The organism is Mycobacterium sp. (assembly GCF_965229265.1).
Lineage (GTDB): Bacteria > Actinomycetota > Actinomycetes > Mycobacteriales > Mycobacteriaceae > Mycobacterium.
Window position 1 is genome coordinate 321,006 of record NZ_CBDDIY010000010.1, and the last position, 17,621, is coordinate 338,626.

General features: G+C 65.3%; 16 protein-coding genes. 8 read left to right on the plus strand and 8 right to left on the minus strand.

The window, feature by feature from the left end:
• Positions 1 to 67: 67 nt before the first annotated feature.
• Positions 68 to 1,663 carry a (2,3-dihydroxybenzoyl)adenylate synthase gene (locus ADBZ9K_RS03650; protein WP_526618563.1) on the plus strand — a complete coding sequence of 532 codons (1,596 nt, stop codon included), beginning with the start codon at positions 68 to 70 and terminating at the stop codon, positions 1,661 to 1,663.
• Between the two features lie 6 nt (positions 1,664 to 1,669).
• Here ADBZ9K_RS03650 and ADBZ9K_RS03655 read toward each other — a convergent pair whose 3' ends face one another.
• Both ADBZ9K_RS03655 and ADBZ9K_RS03660 read right to left on the minus strand, forming a co-directional pair.
• Positions 1,670 to 3,016, minus strand: coding sequence for a salicylate synthase (locus tag ADBZ9K_RS03655; RefSeq protein ID WP_526618564.1), 1,347 nt, complete (start codon positions 3,014 to 3,016; stop codon positions 1,670 to 1,672).
• 85 nt (positions 3,017 to 3,101) lie between these two features.
• Complete coding sequence (locus ADBZ9K_RS03660; protein WP_526618565.1) at positions 3,102 to 4,478, minus strand: hypothetical protein; 1,377 nt, start codon at positions 4,476 to 4,478, stop codon at positions 3,102 to 3,104.
• A 193-nt stretch (positions 4,479 to 4,671) separates the two neighbouring features.
• Between ADBZ9K_RS03660 and ADBZ9K_RS03665 the strand changes: the two genes are divergently transcribed.
• From ADBZ9K_RS03665 to ADBZ9K_RS03675, 3 genes are read left to right on the plus strand one after another with little or no spacing between them, the layout of a single operon-like run.
• On the plus strand, positions 4,672 to 4,944 hold the full coding sequence (locus ADBZ9K_RS03665; protein WP_526620701.1) for an acyl carrier protein: 273 nt from the start codon (positions 4,672 to 4,674) through the stop codon (positions 4,942 to 4,944).
• Complete coding sequence (gene mbtM / locus ADBZ9K_RS03670) at positions 4,941 to 6,491, plus strand: long-chain-fatty acid--ACP ligase MbtM (protein WP_526618566.1); 1,551 nt, start codon at positions 4,941 to 4,943, stop codon at positions 6,489 to 6,491. Before ADBZ9K_RS03665 ends, mbtM begins: the two co-directional genes overlap by 4 nt.
• Entirely contained in the window at positions 6,488 to 7,636 is a 1,149-nt protein-coding gene (locus tag ADBZ9K_RS03675; RefSeq protein WP_526618568.1) for an acyl-CoA dehydrogenase family protein, read from the plus strand. Before mbtM ends, ADBZ9K_RS03675 begins: the two co-directional genes overlap by 4 nt.
• On the opposite strand, the gene ADBZ9K_RS03680 is transcribed toward ADBZ9K_RS03675, so the two are convergent.
• Positions 7,603 to 8,247: a GNAT family N-acetyltransferase gene (locus tag ADBZ9K_RS03680; protein WP_526618569.1), complete on the minus strand. Its 645-nt coding sequence runs from the start codon at positions 8,245 to 8,247 to the stop codon at positions 7,603 to 7,605. The genes ADBZ9K_RS03675 and ADBZ9K_RS03680 overlap by 34 nt on opposite strands.
• A 301-nt stretch (positions 8,248 to 8,548) precedes the next feature.
• On the opposite strand from ADBZ9K_RS03680, the gene ADBZ9K_RS03685 reads away from it, so the two are divergent.
• Positions 8,549 to 9,346 (plus strand): glycoside hydrolase domain-containing protein, encoded by a 798-nt coding sequence (locus ADBZ9K_RS03685; protein ID WP_526618570.1) that lies wholly within the window; start codon positions 8,549 to 8,551, stop codon positions 9,344 to 9,346.
• A 267-nt stretch (positions 9,347 to 9,613) separates the two neighbouring features.
• Here ADBZ9K_RS03685 and ADBZ9K_RS03690 read toward each other — a convergent pair whose 3' ends face one another.
• Positions 9,614 to 10,303 (minus strand): hypothetical protein, encoded by a 690-nt coding sequence (locus ADBZ9K_RS03690; RefSeq protein WP_526618572.1) that lies wholly within the window; start codon positions 10,301 to 10,303, stop codon positions 9,614 to 9,616.
• A gap of 648 nt (positions 10,304 to 10,951) precedes the next feature.
• On the opposite strand from ADBZ9K_RS03690, the gene ADBZ9K_RS03695 reads away from it, so the two are divergent.
• On the plus strand, positions 10,952 to 11,386 hold the full coding sequence (locus tag ADBZ9K_RS03695) for a thiol-disulfide oxidoreductase DCC family protein (protein ID WP_526620703.1): 435 nt from the start codon (positions 10,952 to 10,954) through the stop codon (positions 11,384 to 11,386).
• 152 nt (positions 11,387 to 11,538) lie between these two features.
• On the opposite strand, the gene ADBZ9K_RS03700 is transcribed toward ADBZ9K_RS03695, so the two are convergent.
• Positions 11,539 to 12,366 carry a class I SAM-dependent methyltransferase gene (locus tag ADBZ9K_RS03700; RefSeq protein ID WP_526618574.1) on the minus strand — a complete coding sequence of 276 codons (828 nt, stop codon included), beginning with the start codon at positions 12,364 to 12,366 and terminating at the stop codon, positions 11,539 to 11,541.
• A 95-nt stretch (positions 12,367 to 12,461) separates the two neighbouring features.
• Here ADBZ9K_RS03700 and ADBZ9K_RS03705 point away from each other — a divergent pair, with 95 nt between their 5' ends.
• Entirely contained in the window at positions 12,462 to 13,028 is a 567-nt protein-coding gene (locus ADBZ9K_RS03705) for an HD domain-containing protein (protein ID WP_526618575.1), read from the plus strand.
• Positions 13,029 to 13,096: 68 nt separating this feature from the next.
• On the opposite strand, the gene ADBZ9K_RS03710 is transcribed toward ADBZ9K_RS03705, so the two are convergent.
• Positions 13,097 to 13,861, minus strand: a complete 765-nt coding sequence (locus tag ADBZ9K_RS03710) for a cutinase family protein (RefSeq protein ID WP_526618577.1) — start codon at positions 13,859 to 13,861, stop codon at positions 13,097 to 13,099.
• A gap of 279 nt (positions 13,862 to 14,140) precedes the next feature.
• On the opposite strand from ADBZ9K_RS03710, the gene ADBZ9K_RS03715 reads away from it, so the two are divergent.
• On the plus strand, positions 14,141 to 15,055 hold the full coding sequence (locus ADBZ9K_RS03715; protein ID WP_526618579.1) for an MBL fold metallo-hydrolase: 915 nt from the start codon (positions 14,141 to 14,143) through the stop codon (positions 15,053 to 15,055).
• Between the two features lie 20 nt (positions 15,056 to 15,075).
• Here the strand turns inward: ADBZ9K_RS03715 and mspA are convergent, their stop codons facing one another.
• Positions 15,076 to 15,705 (minus strand): porin MspA, encoded by a 630-nt coding sequence (gene mspA / locus ADBZ9K_RS03720; protein WP_526618581.1) that lies wholly within the window; start codon positions 15,703 to 15,705, stop codon positions 15,076 to 15,078.
• Between the two features lie 146 nt (positions 15,706 to 15,851).
• The gene (locus ADBZ9K_RS03725; protein ID WP_526618583.1) at positions 15,852 to 17,615 is read right to left on the minus strand and encodes an ABC transporter ATP-binding protein; all 1,764 of its coding nucleotides are present in this window, start codon (positions 17,613 to 17,615) and stop codon (positions 15,852 to 15,854) included.
• Between the last annotated feature and the right edge of the window lie 6 nt (positions 17,616 to 17,621).

Here is a 17,621-nt window from a genome sequence, read left to right on the forward strand (position 1 = left end):
AGCCTCACCTAACTTTGGGAAGGCTACCCTATGCTCTGTGCGCGGACACCCCTACGCCAGGAGCACAATGACCGGTTTCATCCCTTTCCCCTCGGACCGAGCGACGCGCTACCGCACGTCGGGTTATTGGGCCGGCGAACCCCTCGATGAGATCCTGCGGTCCGCTGCGGCGCGCTGGCCGGACAGTCCGGCAGTCATCGACGATGGGATCCGCTTGACCTACGCCGAACTTGACCGGCGGGCCGATGCCGCCGCCACCGGACTTCTCGCGCTGGGAATCAGCGAGGGGGACAGCGTCTTGGTGCAATTGCCCAATAGTTGCCAGTTCGCGATCGCGCTGTTCGGGCTCCTGCGCGCGGGCGCCCTGCCGGTGTTGTGCCTGCCCGGCCACCGCGACGCGGAGTTAGCGCACTTCCTCGACGTCAGCGGCGCGGTAGGGATCATCATCGGCACCGACGCCGGGTTCGACTACCGGGCCATGGCCGAGCGGCTGCAGCGGCACACGCAACAGTTGCGGCACATCATCGTCGACGGTGACGCGGGTCCGCACCCGTGCTGGTCGCAGCTGTGCGCCGGCGACGGACGACCACCGCAGCTACGCCCGGACACCTCCAGCCCAGCCGTGCTACTGGTCTCCGGCGGGACCACCGGCGCCCCGAAGCTGATTCCCCGCACGCACGACGACTACGTCTACAACGCCACGGCAAGCGCGCGGCTGTGCCACCTGAGCAGCGCGGATGTCTATCTGGTTGCTCTGCCGGCCGGCCACAACTTCCCGCTCGCCTGTCCCGGGCTGCTCGGCGCGATGGCGGTCGGTGCGACCGTGGTGTTCGGACCAGATCCCAGCCCGGAGGCGGCATTCGCAATGATTGCCCGCCACGGGGTCACCGCCACGGCGCTGGTACCCGCGCTGGCGCGGCTGTGGGCACAGGCCTGGGAATGGGAGGAGCAGCGCCCGACCACCCTGCGGTTGCTGCAAGTAGGCGGTGCCAAACTGGCTGCTGATGATGCCCGGCAGATACGGTCGACACTCACCCCTGGGCTACAGCAGGTGTTCGGGATGGCCGAGGGCCTGCTGTGTTACACCAGGCTCGACGATTCGCCGGAGATCATTGAGCACACCCAAGGACGTCCGCTGGCCGAGCACGACGAGCTTCGCATCGTCGACGACACCGGTGTCGAGGTGCCCGACGGTGAACCAGGAGAATTGCTGGTGCGCGGGCCATACACCATCAACGGGTACTTCCGGGCGGAGGCAGAGAACCAGCGGTCGTTCACCCCGGACGGCTTCTACCGCAGCGGCGATCTGGTGCGCCGGTTCGCCAACGGCTACCTGGAGGTCACCGGCCGGATCAAGGATGTCATCGTGCGTGCCGGCGAGACTGTCTCCGCTCTCGACCTCGAAAGCCATCTGCTGACCCACCCCGCTGTCTCCGCGGCGGCCGCGGTGGGCCTGCCCGATCCTTATCTTGGTGAGAAAATCTGCGCTGCAATCGTTTTCCGCGACAGTCCGGTCTCGCTAACCGAACTCCATGAGTTCCTCGACGCCCGCGGGGTCGCAGTGCACTGCCGTCCGGACATGGTCGCGTCACTGGTGGCGTTGCCGACGACAGCGGTCGGGAAAGTCGACAAGCGCACCATCGTCGCACAATTGGGGGCGTGAACCGAGTTAGTCGACGCGCGGAACAAGATGGGGTGCAAGGCATTCCATCTTCTCGCAGGTCTCCTCAAATTCACGTTCGGGTGACGATGCTGCGATGATGCCCGCCCCTGCGCGCAACCAGGTTCTGGAGTCAGTCTGGTAAACCGCGCGAAGCGCGAGCGTCGCATCCAGCCCACCATCGGGCGTGAACATCGCGACGGCCCCCGAGTACAGGCCACGCGGCATGTCATCGAGGCGCAGAATTGCCTCCATCCCAGGTTCTTTCGGAATGCCAGATGCCGTCACCGCCGGAAACAGTGCCTCCAGCGCGTCCATTCGGTCATAGGACGGATCCAGCCTGGCCCCGACGGTCGAGCCCAGGTGCTGAACGCTGCCACGTTCCCGTACGGTCATGAAGTCAGTAACCGCGACGCTACCCGGCTGGGCGATATCGGCCATCTCCGACATCGAAGTGCGAACCGACAGCGCATGCTCGACGATCTCCTTGGCGTCCGACTCCAGATCCTCGCGGGCCGCTCGGTCGTCGTTGACACCACGGCCGAATGCCCTTGTGCCGGCCAGCGGTTCGGTCATCACCGCACCGTCACCGCGCACCGTCACCACCACCTCGGGACTGAACCCCAGGGCACGAATTCCACCGTGATTCAAGAGAAATGACCGAGCGGGCGTGTTGTGTCGGCGACCCAGGCTGTAGGTCGCGGGAAAGTCGACGTCGAAGGGTACATCGACGGTGCGGGACAGGATCACCTTCTGGTAGCGGCCGTGCTGGATTTCGCCGATCGCGGTCGCGACGCGATCACGGTATCGGGTGTGGTCGACACTGACGTCCACAACGCCAGCGTGTCCGCTGAGCCGGCCCGGCCGCAACGCCCGAATTGCCGCGTGCAGCTGCTCGTCGCCATCGAGAACACCAATACCGTCGGCGGACACCATCACACGGCTGCGGGGCGCAAAGACTCTGGCCAGCGGCGTACCCACCGGGATCTTCTCGGACAGGCCATGCCGGTGAGCGCCCAGCTCAAACGCGATCCAGCCGAACGCCGGTTCGTCGTCGGCCAACGTGGTGTCGAGCGCCTCGGCCAATACCTGAGCGGGGCGTCCGCTCCAGGAATACGCCACACGCGTCGCACCGTCCGCGATGCGGCACTCCGTGCCATCGAGTTCGATGGCGACGCGGGCACCGATGGCCAGCGTCCAGCAGCCGTCCTGCTCATAGGCGAGATAGTCGGTCGCGTCTGGTTCCGGCAGCAGGGCGACCAATTGCGCCACCGCCTCCGCAGGTGCCACGCCCTTCGGTAACTCGGTCCAGCCGGCCACCGCGCTTGACGACCACGACGCGGTCACATCGGTCATTGATCACCTGTCTATTCGGCGGTCCCTGGATCCACACTGTGGGGGGCCGGACCCCCAGAAGCAGGGATCCGGCCCTCGCACGCCATTACTCAGAGGCCGATGAGCCCGATGAGTTCGACGACGCCGCGCTTCGAGCACTGTGCCCGCTGCCGGCCGCCTTCCTCGCACCGGCGGAGGCGGTGCCGTCAGAGCCGGCGCCGGCCTTGTCCGCGGCGGTCTCGTCCCCGCCGGTCTTGTCCGCGGCGGACGAGGCAGCGGCGGCCTTCTTTGCCGCACTGGCGCTGGCGACACGCGACAGCGAAGCCCGGCTGGGCGCAGCACTTTCCACGGCTTCGGTGGTCGTGGCTTCAGTATCCGCGGCTCCGGTGGACGCTGCGGTGGCCTCCGGAGCACTGGCGGTCGCCTCGGTGGTTTGGGTCGGCTCTGCCGTAGCCAAGGCGGTCGCTGCGACGGCGCTGCTGGCCGGTGCGGCCGTTACTGGCGTGATGGCCGCAGCGATCGCCTGCGGGATAGTCACCAGCAGCCGTCCGAGGAGACCGATCGAGACGCCGGTGCGGGTGACGCCGTTGTCCGGGTCGGTCGGCGGGGCAACCGGGATGTAGGTCAGCAACGCGGGGAACGGCGCGGCCGACTGGGGATGCTGCCACCCATTGAGGAAGGCGTTGACAACGAGACCGGGCAAGTTGACCGCCGCGTTGAACGCGCCGACCGGATCGCCGGCCTCGACTGCCTGAGCAATACCGGCGATGCCCTCTCCCGCTGCCGCCAAGGTGCCCAGCGCCATGCCATAACCCGACTGGAAGACGCCGCTGATGAACGTGGTGGTGCTGAACAGTGCGCCAACGGCATTCGCAAAATTCTGCGCCATCTGCTGCGGAATGCCCGGATTCGCCACGGTCCCGCCACGCGGGGTATAGGTGAGGATGGCGTTGTAAATCGGTGTCACCGTGGCCTGCAGGCCGTACAAGATGTAGCTGCTCAAGTAGTTCACCGCGGCGGCGGTGTTGCCCTGGGAAAGAGCGGTTTGGAAATTGGTCAGGAACGTCGCGCCGCGACCTTCGCTGTACGTCTGCCAACCCGCGGGGATCCCTGCGATAGCGCCTCCGATTTCCTCGGCGTAGCCGAGCTGGTTGCGCAGGACCTGGGACAGGATCGGAAGCGGGTCGGCCGCGATCGCCTGGCCCAAGGCCGACAGGTTGGTGACCGTGTTGGTGAGAACTTGGGAGTACACCGTGATCGGCGACGCGGTAGCCGACAATGCCGCCAGCTCGATCGCTCGCTTCTGAACGGCAGGCAAGGACAACTCGGCGGGCAGGGACGGCGCGATCGGACTGATGGCCAGAGCGCCTGCGGTCACCATCGCCGCGCCCGCGGCAGCGAACGCGTTCACCCGCCGCGGTGAGGGTGCCGGTCTGGACATGACATCGGCCTCGGCGAGGCTGAGGCGAAGCGTTGAGTGCACGGAATCTCCTATTGGGTCAAGTGACGGGGTGCCACCGCCGTCGGAGGTTAGCTGAGACTTACCTAAGTTTCAATAGGTATGCCTAACCACAATTAGCTATACTAGGTAGTGACCAGCTCCGCGCATTTCCCGGGCTTCACCCTGGTCGGGGGCCCACCGGTGCGGCCGGGCACCAACTAAGGGTAGCCTCACCATAGTTGATGGCGTAGCCTTCCCTGCCATGACTTCACCGACCATCAGTCGCGAACTGGCGACCATCCTGCGCGAAGACCTTCAGATCGACGTGTCGCGGTTTACCTCGGAGTCCCACCTCATCGATGAGGTGGGACTCGATTCGGTGGCGTTCGCGGTTGGCATGGTCGCCATCGAGGAGAAGCTCGGCATCGTGTTGTCGGAGGAAGAGTTGTTGGCCTGCAACACACTTGGCGACCTGGACGCGGCCATCCAGAACAGCACGCTGGGATGAACGCACTTGCAACGGCGCTGACCGAGGCCATGATGTCGTCGGCCGGCGAACTGGTGGTCCTCGACCGCGAAGCCGACGCCTGGCGGCCCTACGCGTGGGGCGATGTGCATGCGCGCGCACAGCAGGCGGCCGCGTTCTTCGACGCGACCAATAGCACCTTCGTTGGTCTCATCGGTGAACCCACAATCGACCTTGTCGCCGCCATGTTCGGTGCACTGATCTCCGGACGCAGTATGTCCATCCTGCCCGCAATGACCCGCGGTGCCGATGCAGCCCAGTGGGCGACCGCCACACTGCGGCGGTTTGACGACATCGGTGCACGCACCGTGTTCAGCCACGGGGCTGAGCTCAACCTGCTGCGCGCCGCCGGTTCACCCGTGGCGGTGCACGACGTATCGGAGATCTGCCGTCACCGGTCGGCACCAGTTGCCCATGCGCACAACGAGATCGCGGTTCTTCAGGGCACGGCCGGGTCTACCGGCTACCCCCGAACAGCCGCGCTCTCGGCGGACGCGGTGCTCAGCAACGTCCGCGGCTTGATCGACCGGTTGCGTGTTGATGCCAATGACGACACAGGTTGCCTGTGGCTGCCGCTGTACCACGATATGGGGCTGACGTGCTTGATCACTTCGGCAGTCGCCGGCATCCCACTGTGGTTGGCGCCGACGGCGGCATTCGCGGCGTCGCCATTTCGGTGGTTGAGATGGCTATCTGAGAGCAGGGCAACAATCACCGCCGGACCAAATTTCGCTTACAACCTCATCGGCAAGTACGCCAGCCGAGTCGGAGAAGTCGACCTCGGCAACGTTCGAATCGCGATCAACGGTGGCGAGCCGATCGACTGCGACGGCTTCGGCCGCTTCGCAACTGCCCTGAGTCGCTTCGGCTATCGTGCATCCGCCGCGACGCCCGCGTACGGCCTGGCCGAGGCCACCTGTGCTGTCACCATGCCGGCTGCCGGCACCGGCCTCCTGGTGGACGAGCAGGGCGGCCGCACCGGCAGGAAGCAGCACGCGATCCTCGGGCCGCCGATCAACGGCATGCAGATCCGGAGCGTACCGGCGGACGATGCCCCAGCCGGCGTCGGACATATCGAAATCCGCGGAACATCCCTGATGAGCGGTTATCTCGGTCACGATCCGATCGGCAGCGACAGCTGGTTCCCGACGGGTGATTTCGGGTATCTCACCGACGACGGGCTGGTTGTTTGCGGCAGAGCCAAAGAGATTATCTCGATCGCGGGACGCAATATCTTCCCCACTGAAGTCGAACACGTCGTCGCCCAGATTCCAGGGATACGGGAGGGCGCGGTCGTAGCGATCGGGACGCCGACTGGCACGGCGCGTACCGGGTTGGTGGTGGCCGCCGAGTTCCGCGGTCGTGACGAAGCTGCCGCCCGCAGCGCGGTCGCCCAACGGGTTGCCGCGGTGTGCGGGGTTGCTCCCGCCGACGTCGTGCTATTAGCGCCCGGGTCATTGCCACGCACCTCATCTGGCAAGTTGCGCCGCCTGGAAGTGCAGCGCCAGTTCGAATCGGCGAGTTCATGAGCCAGTACTCCGACCTGCTGGCAGCCGCCTTCGGCGAACAGGTGGCTATCTGGACCGCCGATGCCGAAGCCACGGAACGGTTTCCACGTCATCTGATCGAGCATCTGGGCAAGTCCGGGGTCTTTCGGCACAAATGGGGTGAGCCGTCTCAGACCCAAGTCGATCTCGCCAAACTGATTGCGCTGGCGTCAGCCCTCGGCGATCAGATGTCGGCCGGCATTGCGGTGGGGGTCAGCCTGCACGATTCGGCAATCGCGATCCTGCGTCGCTTCGCCCGATCCGATTACCTGCGCGACATCTGCGAGCGCGCCATCGACGGTGAAGCGGTGCTGTGCATCGGCGCGTCCGAAGAATCCGGCGGCTCGGATCTGCAGAACTGCGAGACCACGATTCGTCAGTGCGATAGTGGATTCGAAGTGCGCGGAACCAAGAAATTCGTCTCGCTATCGCCCATCGCCGACCAGATCATGGTCGTCGCCCGCAGCGTTGACCACGACCCCGCAAGTCGACACGGCAACGTCGCGTTGATTGCCGTTCCGATCGCCGACGCCGAAGTGCGTCAGCCCTATCGCAAACTCAGCGCGGGACCACTGAATACCGCGGCCGTCCACATCGACACATGGGTGCCGCAGGAGGCGCTGGTAGCTCGCTCAGGCACGGGGCTCGCGGCAATCAGTTGGGGCTTGGCCCACGAACGCCTGTCGGTGGCGGCGCAAGTAGCCGCCTCCTGCGAGAAGGCCATCGGCATCACACTGGCGCGCATGATGACCCGCAAGCAGTTCGGCCATACACTCTTCGAACATCAAGCGCTGAGGTTGCGGATCGCCGACCTGTCCGCGCGCGTTGCTTTGCTCCGACACGGCCTCGACGGGATCGCCGCAGGAGGCCGCCTCGACCTGCGGACCGCCGCGGGTATCAAGGTCACTGCCGCACGGTTGGGCGAAGAAGTCGCCGGCGAGTGCCTGCACATCTTCGGCGGCTCAGGCTTTCTGGTCGACGAGACTCCCCTCGGCAGATGGTGGCGGGACATGAAGTTGGCACGAGTGGGTGGTGGGACGGACGAAGTCTTGTGGGAACTCGTCGCCGCCGGACTGAAACCGGATTTTGCCGGCTATGCCGAGCTGGTCGGTCGTTCGAACGCGTAGAGCGCCATCCGCCGGTTCGCCATGTCGTACTCGCCGAGAAACCGACATCCGACGAATTCGCACAACCGCCGAGCCCCGGTGTTTCGGTGATCCGGATCGAACATGACACGGCGACAACGCTGTTCGGTTCCGAACAGGCTGGCGATGATCCGAGGTAGCAGACGCGGCGCCAGTCCACGGTTGAGTGCGTGCAGGTCGGCGATCGCGGCGTGCAGCCCGAGATCGTACGGGTCGGCGTCATAACAGGGTGCAATCGAATCCTTTGCCGCCCTATAGAGTTCGAGGTAGCCACCGGCGACTCCGTTGAGGCTGGCAATCAGCGGCAACGAATAGGCACCGTCCAGCTGCGCCGTCAGATGTCGCTGCCAGTGTTCGACTGGCCAGTCGTACTCCCATGCCTGCGCGAGATGCGGCCGGTTCATCCACTCAGAAACCATCGTGGCGTCGGACGCAGTGGCCACTCGGAGGGCATACGGTGCATCAACCACGGGGATGGGAGGCGCGGGCACCTGTTCCACCTCTCGGGGAAGAACGGTAAGCGCACGGGCGAGAATCACCTCGGTCACGTTGGGACAATAGCTGACCGATAACGTTCGCGATCGGGCTACCATCGCGGTGATGCGACCCGATAGCAGAGCTACGCGCGCGTCGTGTGCCGCGGCTACGCCGAGGAACCCCGCTTGGCAGGGAAGGCCCGGCACACGAGCCGCGGCCACCTCGACAAACAACCGAGTGTTACCCGACGACGCCGGCGGAGCCGGGAACTGGATGTCCGTGACCGTGGCTCCCCCGCGGGCCCGTGCCGGCATTCTGGGGCCGGGGGTAACGGACCGAGCTCATTTTGGGATCGAATACCAACACAAGCCAGCGTGGGTACACCGATAACATCAGTCACACCGTTAGCATCGCGCGATGCACGATTGGCCTCCGGCTGCGCTACGACAATCGCGTACGGTCACCCGGCGTGATGCGCTGCGCTTCGCCGCGGCGGTGGCAGGGCTGGGTGCGGCGTCGTTGGGTCCCGGCACGCCCATTGCGGCGGCCGCGGCTCCGACGTTGATCGACTTCGCCGCCAAACAGATCCCCGCACAGGATATCCGCGCAGCCGGCCACTCCGGGGTGGTCAATTACGTTTCGACGTCACGCCCCGGCTCGTCGTTCGGCGCTAAGCCGATCACCTTGCCCTACGCCCAGTCCCTGACTGCCGCGGGCTTGGTGATCGTCAGCAACTACCAATATGGCAAACCAGGAGGAACGGCGCCCTCGGACTTCACGCGAGGCTACGCCGGCGGCATCGCCGACGCTCGGACCGCCTGGCAGCTGCACACCGCGGCAGGCGGGGGCCAGAGTGCGCCGATCTTCTTCACCATCGACGAGGACATCAACCGGGACACGTGGAACCGCCTTGCCCTGCCGTGGTTCCGCGGCATCAACTCGGTACTCGGAGTCCAGCGCACCGGGATTTACGGCGGCATCGACACGTGCGAGTGGGCCGCGGCCGACGGCGTGATCGGAAGGTCGAGCACGCCCGGCCGCTGGTGGGCCTGGCAAACCAAGGCATGGTCGGGCAACCGGGTGCATCCCGGCGCAGTTCTCTACCAACGCGTGGTGAGCACGGCATCGAACCCCGGCCCGCTTGTCGGCGGCCTCGAAGTCGACGTCAACGACGCCCTGGCCTCCGACGTCGGACAGTGGAACCTGCACCCGTGAGAGCAGGCGAATCCAGCTGACCGTTGTCAGGGAGTTGCCGTGGGAATCGGAGTTACGCCGCTGCCGCGTCGTCGTTGGTTGGGCTGACGCACGACGCGCAATCGAAGTTGTCGATATCGAAGCGCCCGCAGGTCGGGCAGATGAACGGGATCATGAGCTGTCCTTTGGCTAGCGGTCCGACGGCGGCGTACAGCGACGTTGGCGCAGGTTACCCCGCATCCTTTCGATCGAAACGTCATCGTTAAGCACCGCCGACAGCGCGGTTTCCTACGAACTGATCGGCAGTGATGCCCGCCAGGCTGTTCGTTCGATGTTGCGTTTAAGCACGACCAGCATGCGCGCCTGCATGACCCAGGTGACCGGCACATAGAACCAGTAGAAGACCACGCGGCCAAGCCACCGTGGTCGCAGGGCTTGGTAGCCGCCGATGACCAGGCGGGTCCGACCGTCAGCCGTGCCCCGCACGAGGAAGCCCCATAGTCCCTCCACATAGGCCGAGGGGCGAGGCTCTTTCGGGTCGAGCTTGCGGCCTCGCAGGTTGTACAGCGCACGCAGGCCCAAGAAGTGCTGCGGCTCCAAAGCCGCGACCTCCCACGCGTCCACCGCGGCGCCCCGGGTCCAGTACTTCACGTAGTCGCCGAGGGCCAAGTTCTGCCACTCGGGGTGAACCCGATCAGCGCTGGGACGTCCCCCGTTGTCGAGATGGTCCCAGGAGTACCAGCCTCCGCGGTCGCCGCCCATCTGGACAAGCCACGGCCACACTGCATTCGGCGGCGCGTCGATCGTCACCGCCATCGTCGCCGCCCTTTCGCCACCCGGGACCAAATCCACTCCGGGATAGGGTGTTTCGACTTCCTGGTCGGTTGCGCCCCAGCGCCACATCCGAGGACGGACCCAGCCCGCATAGCCGATTGCCGCCATGCCCGCCACGACCGCGGCCTTGCCCAGGAATGCCATCCGACAAGAGTGCGGGCCTGGACATGGGGTTGCTAGGGCCGAACGTCATGCGTGCTGGTGCGCCGCGGCGCAAGCGACCGACGAGACACTCATAGCCCGTCTCGGTCGCGGTGTGTTCGGGCTTCCTCGGCGAGCCGACGATGTGCGTCCGACCACGTTGGGTGAGGCTCGGTTGCCGACATCGACCAAAACGCGAACAACGAACTCGTGGTGCGCGCGCTAAACCGTCGCATTGCCTCACGGTGAGGTTGGCCGGCGACGGCCGAGTCGAGCGACTCGCGGTCGTCCCATGACGACAGAGTGTAGAACGTCTTTCCAAGTAGTCTCGCAATCAGCGAGACACCAACCACACCAGGCGATCTCAGCATCTGCCGACGAATCTTCAAGGCTGCCACAAAAAACGGCACGACGTCACGCCATTCTCGGAGCTGGAATCGCGAGGCGATCGCGACCATCTCGCCCCTGCATGGGGCGGATCGCTTCGGTGCAGTCCACGGAAGGATGGGCATTTGGCGGCTCCCTGGTAGCTGTCAGATCCACCCTCACAGGACAAGACTGACATGTCAAGTGTGGAATGTCGCGCGGGCCCACGCGCGGGAATAATGGATCAGAGACCACACTTCTGTGTTGGGAGTTTTCGTGAGTGCGATAGACGGCCCACCAGTCGCCCCCGTTCTGCTGTACGACGGTGTGTGCGGCGTGTGCAATAGCGCGGTACGCACGATTCTTCGATTTGACCACGACGGATCCCTACAATTCGCCTCTCTCGACAGCGAATTCGCCCGCGGCGTCGCCGCGCGTCACGGCGAACTGCGGGGCGTGGATTCCGCTGTCTTCGTCCAAAGCGCGGGACGGCCCGACGAGTCGGTCGATGTTAGGTCTGGGGCGCTGCTGCACGTTGCGGCCTATCTCGGCGGCTGGTGGAGACTGGCGCTCGTCGGGTATGCCATTCCGCCGGCGACACGCGACTGGCTCTACGAGCGCTTCGCCGCGATTCGGTACCGCGTTGGTGGCCGCCATGACACCTGTCCGATTTCCACGGCCGCGGTGCGTGCCCGTTTCATCGATGCGACCTACAGCTGATCAACGTGTCTTGCTGACCGAATGGGCGAGAACCAACGGTCAGGCCGTTCTCGAAGCACTCGACAGCAGCAGTCGGGTCTAATCCACCGGATGACCTCCGTCATCGGCATTGCCGCACATCGGCTATCGACGTGCAGACGGCGCCCACGCCATCAGAGTTTGCGCGCCTGAATCGTGTAGGTCAGGGGCAATCGTTCAGGCTCGTGGGCAAGCACATACTCGCCTTCGTAGTCGGCGCTCTCGATCATCGCCTCGCCGAGGGCATTCCACGGCAGTTCCCGGTGTTCCTCGAGCCCCGTCACCGTCAAGCCGACCGCGGTCAATGCCGTGAAGATCTCCCCCAGACCGTGGTTGAAGGTGACTGACTGCGGCGCAGCCACGCGACCGCTGCCGGCATAGCTGGTCTCCTCGGTGAACACCGTTCCCGTGGTTTCGAAATAGGGGTATTGCACGACCAGCAGGCCGTCCGGTCTGGATTCACTCAGCGTTTCGAGCATCGGGTGACCTTCGCGCATGAACAACCGACCGTTGGGTCGCAACAGCTCAGCGATCACTTCAGCCCACCTCAGGACGTCGGGCATCCAGCACAGCGCACCGATACCGGTGTACACCAGGTCGTAAGTGCCTGAACCCAGTACAGTCACCGCGTCATATACGTCGGATTCGACGAACCGGACCTCATTGCCGCTGCGCTGTGCAAGCTGACGGGCTGCCGAGATCGCCCTGGGAGAGAAGTCCAGTCCGGTGACCGAACGCGCCCCCAGCCTGGCCAGTGAGAGCGTGTCGGTGCCGATGTGGCATTGCAGATGCACGACGTCCAGGTCATCCAGGCGTCCCAGCCGCGGCAGGTCATAGGCCACCACACTCGAGATTTGTTGGGGATCGTCGAAGCGGGCGAGGTCATAGCCGTCGGGTGCGAGGTGCAGGGGCACCCGCGACTCCCAATTCGCAAAATTCATCGCCCGCCAGTCCAACTCCATGCATCGAATACTCGCAAACTCCACTCCCCCGCCGATACGCCACCGAAACACGCCGCGGCTAGGTTTGATCGGGAACGCAGCGAGAGGAGTCGGCCATGAGCACGCAGACACGTGCGACCTACCGCACGATGGCGCAGGGCACCGCGGAAGACTACGCCCTCATCGAGCGCGCCGAGGCGGCAAATAACGCTGGTCTCATTCCCCGCGTCCTCTCGCTGGTCGAGGCCCTCGCCGATGGCCAGCAGGCCTATCCGATCAGCCGGCTGGAGCATTCGTTGCAGTCGGCGACTCGGGCCTTCGACGACGGACGACCCGTCGAGTACGTCGTGGCGGCACTCCTGCACGACATCGGTGACACCTACGCACCGCACGCACACGGGGCATTCGCCGCAGCTGTCGTCGCTCCTTACGTTTCGGAGCGCATGGCGTGGATCGTCAAGGTGCACCCCGAATTCCAGCAGTACTACTACGCGCCCCATATGGGCGGCGTCCGAGACGCCCGCGAGAAGTACCGCTCACACCCGTGGTTCGACGATTGCGTAGAGTTTTGCGAGAACTACGACCAGAACTGCTTCGATGTGCGATTCGACAACCGGCCGCTGGAGTTCTTCCGCCCGATGGTCGAAGAGATCTTCGCTCGCGAACCGTGGACCGCCGGCTGACCCCACAGTGAGTACTCAGAAACACCGGAAGCCTGTCCTCGGGGACAGGCTTCCGGCGTTTCGGATGGTTAGTTGCCGGGGCCAACTTCGGCGGCGGTTTGGACCACCGTCGCGGCCTGGGCTGGACCGCCCAGCTTGCCGACCACGAAGTCGGCTGCCTGATCGGTCATCCCGTTGGTCTTGTACGAGCTGTGGGCCGAACGATCCAGTCCACCTGGGAAGCAGACCGGGTCACCTGCCGCGCACAGCTGGATCGTCTTGCCGGCGTAGAGGTCACCGATGCTGATCGGAGGCGCGCTGCGATCAGCCAGACCGAGGAACCAGTCGTCCGGGGTGCCGAAGAGGGCAATCGCCGCGACATGCGAAGCGACCGACGCGGGCATCGGGCCGGAGATGCTGGCCGGCAGGCTGTAACCAGCCGGTACCGCACTGGACGTGGTGTAACCGGCCACCGCGGCGCCTTGCGAGTAACCGCCGAGCACGATCTTGGTGGCCGGGCACTCCGCGGTGATCGCCTGGATCTTATTGGCGGCGTCGGCGACGCCGTCGACCGCTTGCCCGAAGTTCAGTGATGCCGGGTAGTTCACCCCATAGGCCTGAACCGTCTTGCCCGGCAACCGGGCACTCAGAGCATCGACGAAGGCTTGCCCGGTAGCTCCAACACCCGGCGCCTCGAAGGTGCCGCGGGCAAAGACCACCTCAACGGCGGCGCACGAGTCGTCGGCCGCATTGGCGGTCGCCACCGGGCCGGCTACAACGCCGGTTAGCGCTAATGCGGTGAAGATCGCCGCCTGGGCTGCTTTCGCACTGCGGGCCAGCCGTGATGCGCTCATGATGTTCCCCGTCCCTGGGTCTGCCGCGCCATCGCTTCTGTTCAGAGGTGGCTGCTGCCAGCTACAAGTGGGGATCGCCGAGTGCGATTCCAGAATTGTCAAGTGATCTATCTCACCGGAGAGAAGCTGCTCCACGGGGATGCCCGTCGGGCGGCGAGGCGTTGAGTAGGTCCCTTTATCGCGGACTGACCGCTGGATGCGTTTCGCCGCCGGGCGACGTTAGCCCGATCAACAGGTTCATTCACCGACGCCCTCGGGCAGACCGCGCAGGAGGAAACCATGAGTTTGGACAGCATTGCAGAATTCACGGGGACGGTGGCCGACGAGTTGGTCCCGTCCCGATATGCGTTGCGGGTCGGCGACATTGACGTGCTGGTGATCAGTGATGGGATACTGCCGATCACGGCCACGACGCTGGCGACGAACGCCGACCCGGCCGCGCTGGGAACCTGGCTCAACGACATGTTCCTGCCGCCCGACGTGCTCGACTGGCCACTGAATGTGGTCGTCGTGCGCAGCGGCGATCGGACCATCCTCGTCGATGCCGGGCTTGGCCTGGAATTCCCTGACTTCCCCCGGGCTGGGCAGACGGCCATGCGGCTGCACGCCGCCGGAATCGATCCGGCTTCTGTGACCGACGTGGTGCTGACCCACCTGCACATGGACCATGTCGGCGGGCTGCTCGCCGAGGGACTCAAGACTCAATTGCGTCCCGATTTGCGGATCCACCTGGCGGCTGCCGAAGCCGAGTTCTGGGCCTCGCCCGACTTCTCCCGCACCGACATGCCACAGCCGGTGCCCGACGTCCTGTGCTCGGTCGCCGCGCGGTTCCTCAACGAATACCGCGACCGCCTCACACCATTCGAAACGGAGTATGAGGTCGCACCCGGGGTGCTGGTCTGCCGCACCGGCGGTCACACCCCCGGACACAGCGTGGTCCGGTTGGCTTCGGGTGCTGACCGGCTGACTTTCGCCGGCGACGCTGTGTTCGCACCCGGCTTCGAGAACCCGGAGTGGCACAACGGATTCGAGCATGACCCCGAAGAGGCGGCCCGAGTACGGATCGGCCTGCTGCGCGAGCTGGCGGCGACCGGTGAGTCGCTGATAGCCACGCACCTTCCGTTCCCCTCGGTCTGCCGAGTCGCGACGGCCGGCGACGTGTTCCGGTGCGTCCCGACGGTCTGGGATTACTGACGAGGCGTCGCGATCGCCACTCAGTCCATGTTCCACGCGTCACCGTAGGTGGTGACGCTGTCACCGGCCTTGGAGATCAGTCTGGCGAAGGGGCGCAGCAACACTCCGCCGGCCGCGCCGGTCACGGTGCCGTGCGCGTTGGATACCGCCACGGTGCCGTTGGCGCCCTTCACATCCACAGCGAAGGTATTCACCTCCTGGATACCCGGGCCGTTGCCCAGATCCGCCTTGACTGACACCCCGGGAAACAGATTCGGGGTGATCACCGAGCCCAATGGGTTGAACTGCTGGGGAGCCACCGACACCTTGTCGAGCAGCACATTGGGTGTGGTGTAGCTGAAGTTGACACCGACGCCCAGCGACCACGGAAAACCCACTTGGTAGCCCAGTTGCAGGGTTCCTGAGAACTGGTCGGCGTTGTCGCCCGTCACGGTGAACTCTGCCTTGCCGGAATGGAACCACTCCCGAGTCAACCGGTTTCGATCCAGTGGCACAACACCGTTGAGAAAGGTGTCCCACTGCTGCACCGTCATGGTCCGCCCCTGGCCGTCGACGACGCTGAGTTGATTGTCCAGACCAGCGCGGGAGATGCCGTTGCCGGCAACCAGACTCAGCAGGGCGGCGGTGATCGACGTTAATGCTGACGCCATTCGTCTCATGTAGTCCTCGGCAGATTCAGAAGGGACAATCCGGCGTCATCAGCCTGGCGCGGTAGCCCAATCAGCGAAATCCCCCGACAGACTGCGACTGTCCGTCACCCGGCTGATACGCGGGGCTTCCCGGTCACCGAGTAGAGCTAGTCGCTGGACATGCGCAGCGACGCGACCAGATCCCGGTAGAGCTCGTCCACCACCAACAGCTCTGAGTGAGTGCCCTGCGCCCGGACCCGGCCGTCCTGCATGACGATGATCGTGTCGGCATCAACCACCGTCGAAAGGCGGTGCGCCACCGTGACAACCGCCTGGACCTGGGCCCGCAATCGGAGGCACTCGTGAATGGCCGCCTCGCTGAGACCGTCGACGTGCGCGGTCGCCTCATCGAGGACCAGCACCGCGGAGGGCTGGATGATCGCGCGTGCCAGGGCAATACGCTGCCGTTGACCGGTAGAGATCGACGACGACGTCAGATCGGTATCCAGTCCGTTCGCCATGGCGGCAAGGTCGTCGGCGAGCCCGACTTCGCCGAGGGCTCGGTGCAGCTCGCGCTCGGTTGCCTCATCGAACGTGAAGAGCAGGTTCTCCCGGATGCTGCCCGGCAAAATCGGCGTCTCCTGCTCGACGAACGCCAGTTTCTTCCTGACGTCCTCGTGGGTGAGCGCGCAGTAGGGCACGCCGTCGAGCAACAGCTGACCCCGCTGCGGTTCCAGAAACCGCATGATCAACGACAGAACCGTCGTCTTCCCCGCTCCCGAGGGGCCGACGATCGCCGTGTGGCCGCGGCGCGGGATCACGAAGTCCACGTCCTGCACCGCTTGGCCACGGGTGCCATAGCCCGCTGAGACACTGCGTATTTCGAGCACCGGGTGATCGCCGGTGCTCACCGTGGTGGGCGGCGGCTGGACGGCGGCGATGGTCTCGGTCTCGAGCTGTTCGACTTCACGGATGCGCCCAGCCGCGGCCACTCCCGTCTGCAACGTGGTGACGTTGGTCGACAATTCGGTGACCGGATCCATCAAGCCGAATGCGTAGAGCAGGAACGCGATGAGGCTCGAGAGTTCCATTGCGTTGTTGCTGACGCGCCAGGCGCCCACCGTGAGGATCACGATGATCGCCAGATCGACACCCGCCCAGGCGAAGATCTCGGCAATCGACTCACGACGTACCGCGCGCACGGCGTGATGATTTGCCGCCTTGGCCGATTCGATGATGCGATCGGACTGACGGTCCTCGGCACGGCTGGCTTTCACCGTGCGAATCGCGCGCAACGTCGCCTCGAGTGCTCCGCCGACCCGGCCCAGATGATGTTGGGCAGCTTGGCGTTCGTCGGCCACCCCTGGCATCAACAGCAGAAACACCACTGCCACCACCACGATCGCGCCCAGGGTGGTGGCCAGCAGAGGCAGGTCGAGCACACCCATCAGCACCAGGGTGCCGACCAACATCACCATTCCGTTGATCAGGCCGACGACGCTGGTCGAGGCGGCCTCGTGCAGCAGAACCGAATCGGACGTGACCCGCGTGACCAGCTCCCCTGGCGGCCGGCTGCTGACGGCCTGCACGGTGGCACGCAACAGCCTTCGGATCATGGTCTCGCGCGCCTCGAGAACGATCTGCTCCCCCACGACGCCGAGGAGGATTGCCTGCGCGCAGCGGATCACCGCGCTGAGGATCAGCAAGGCCACCAGGGCGAACACCGGCACGGTCAGCGACGCGCGCGCGCCCAACGAGTCGAGCACCACCTTGGTGATCATCGGTGTCGCCAGGCCGGCGGCCGAGGCGAACAGCCCCAGGACCGCTCCGATCAGCAGAGTGCGACGGTGCGGGGCGGCGAAAGACCACAGCAGGCGCAACCGCGCCGACCCCGGTCCGCGGCGAGGGCCCGCTGTGCGGCTATCGGGCATGGCATG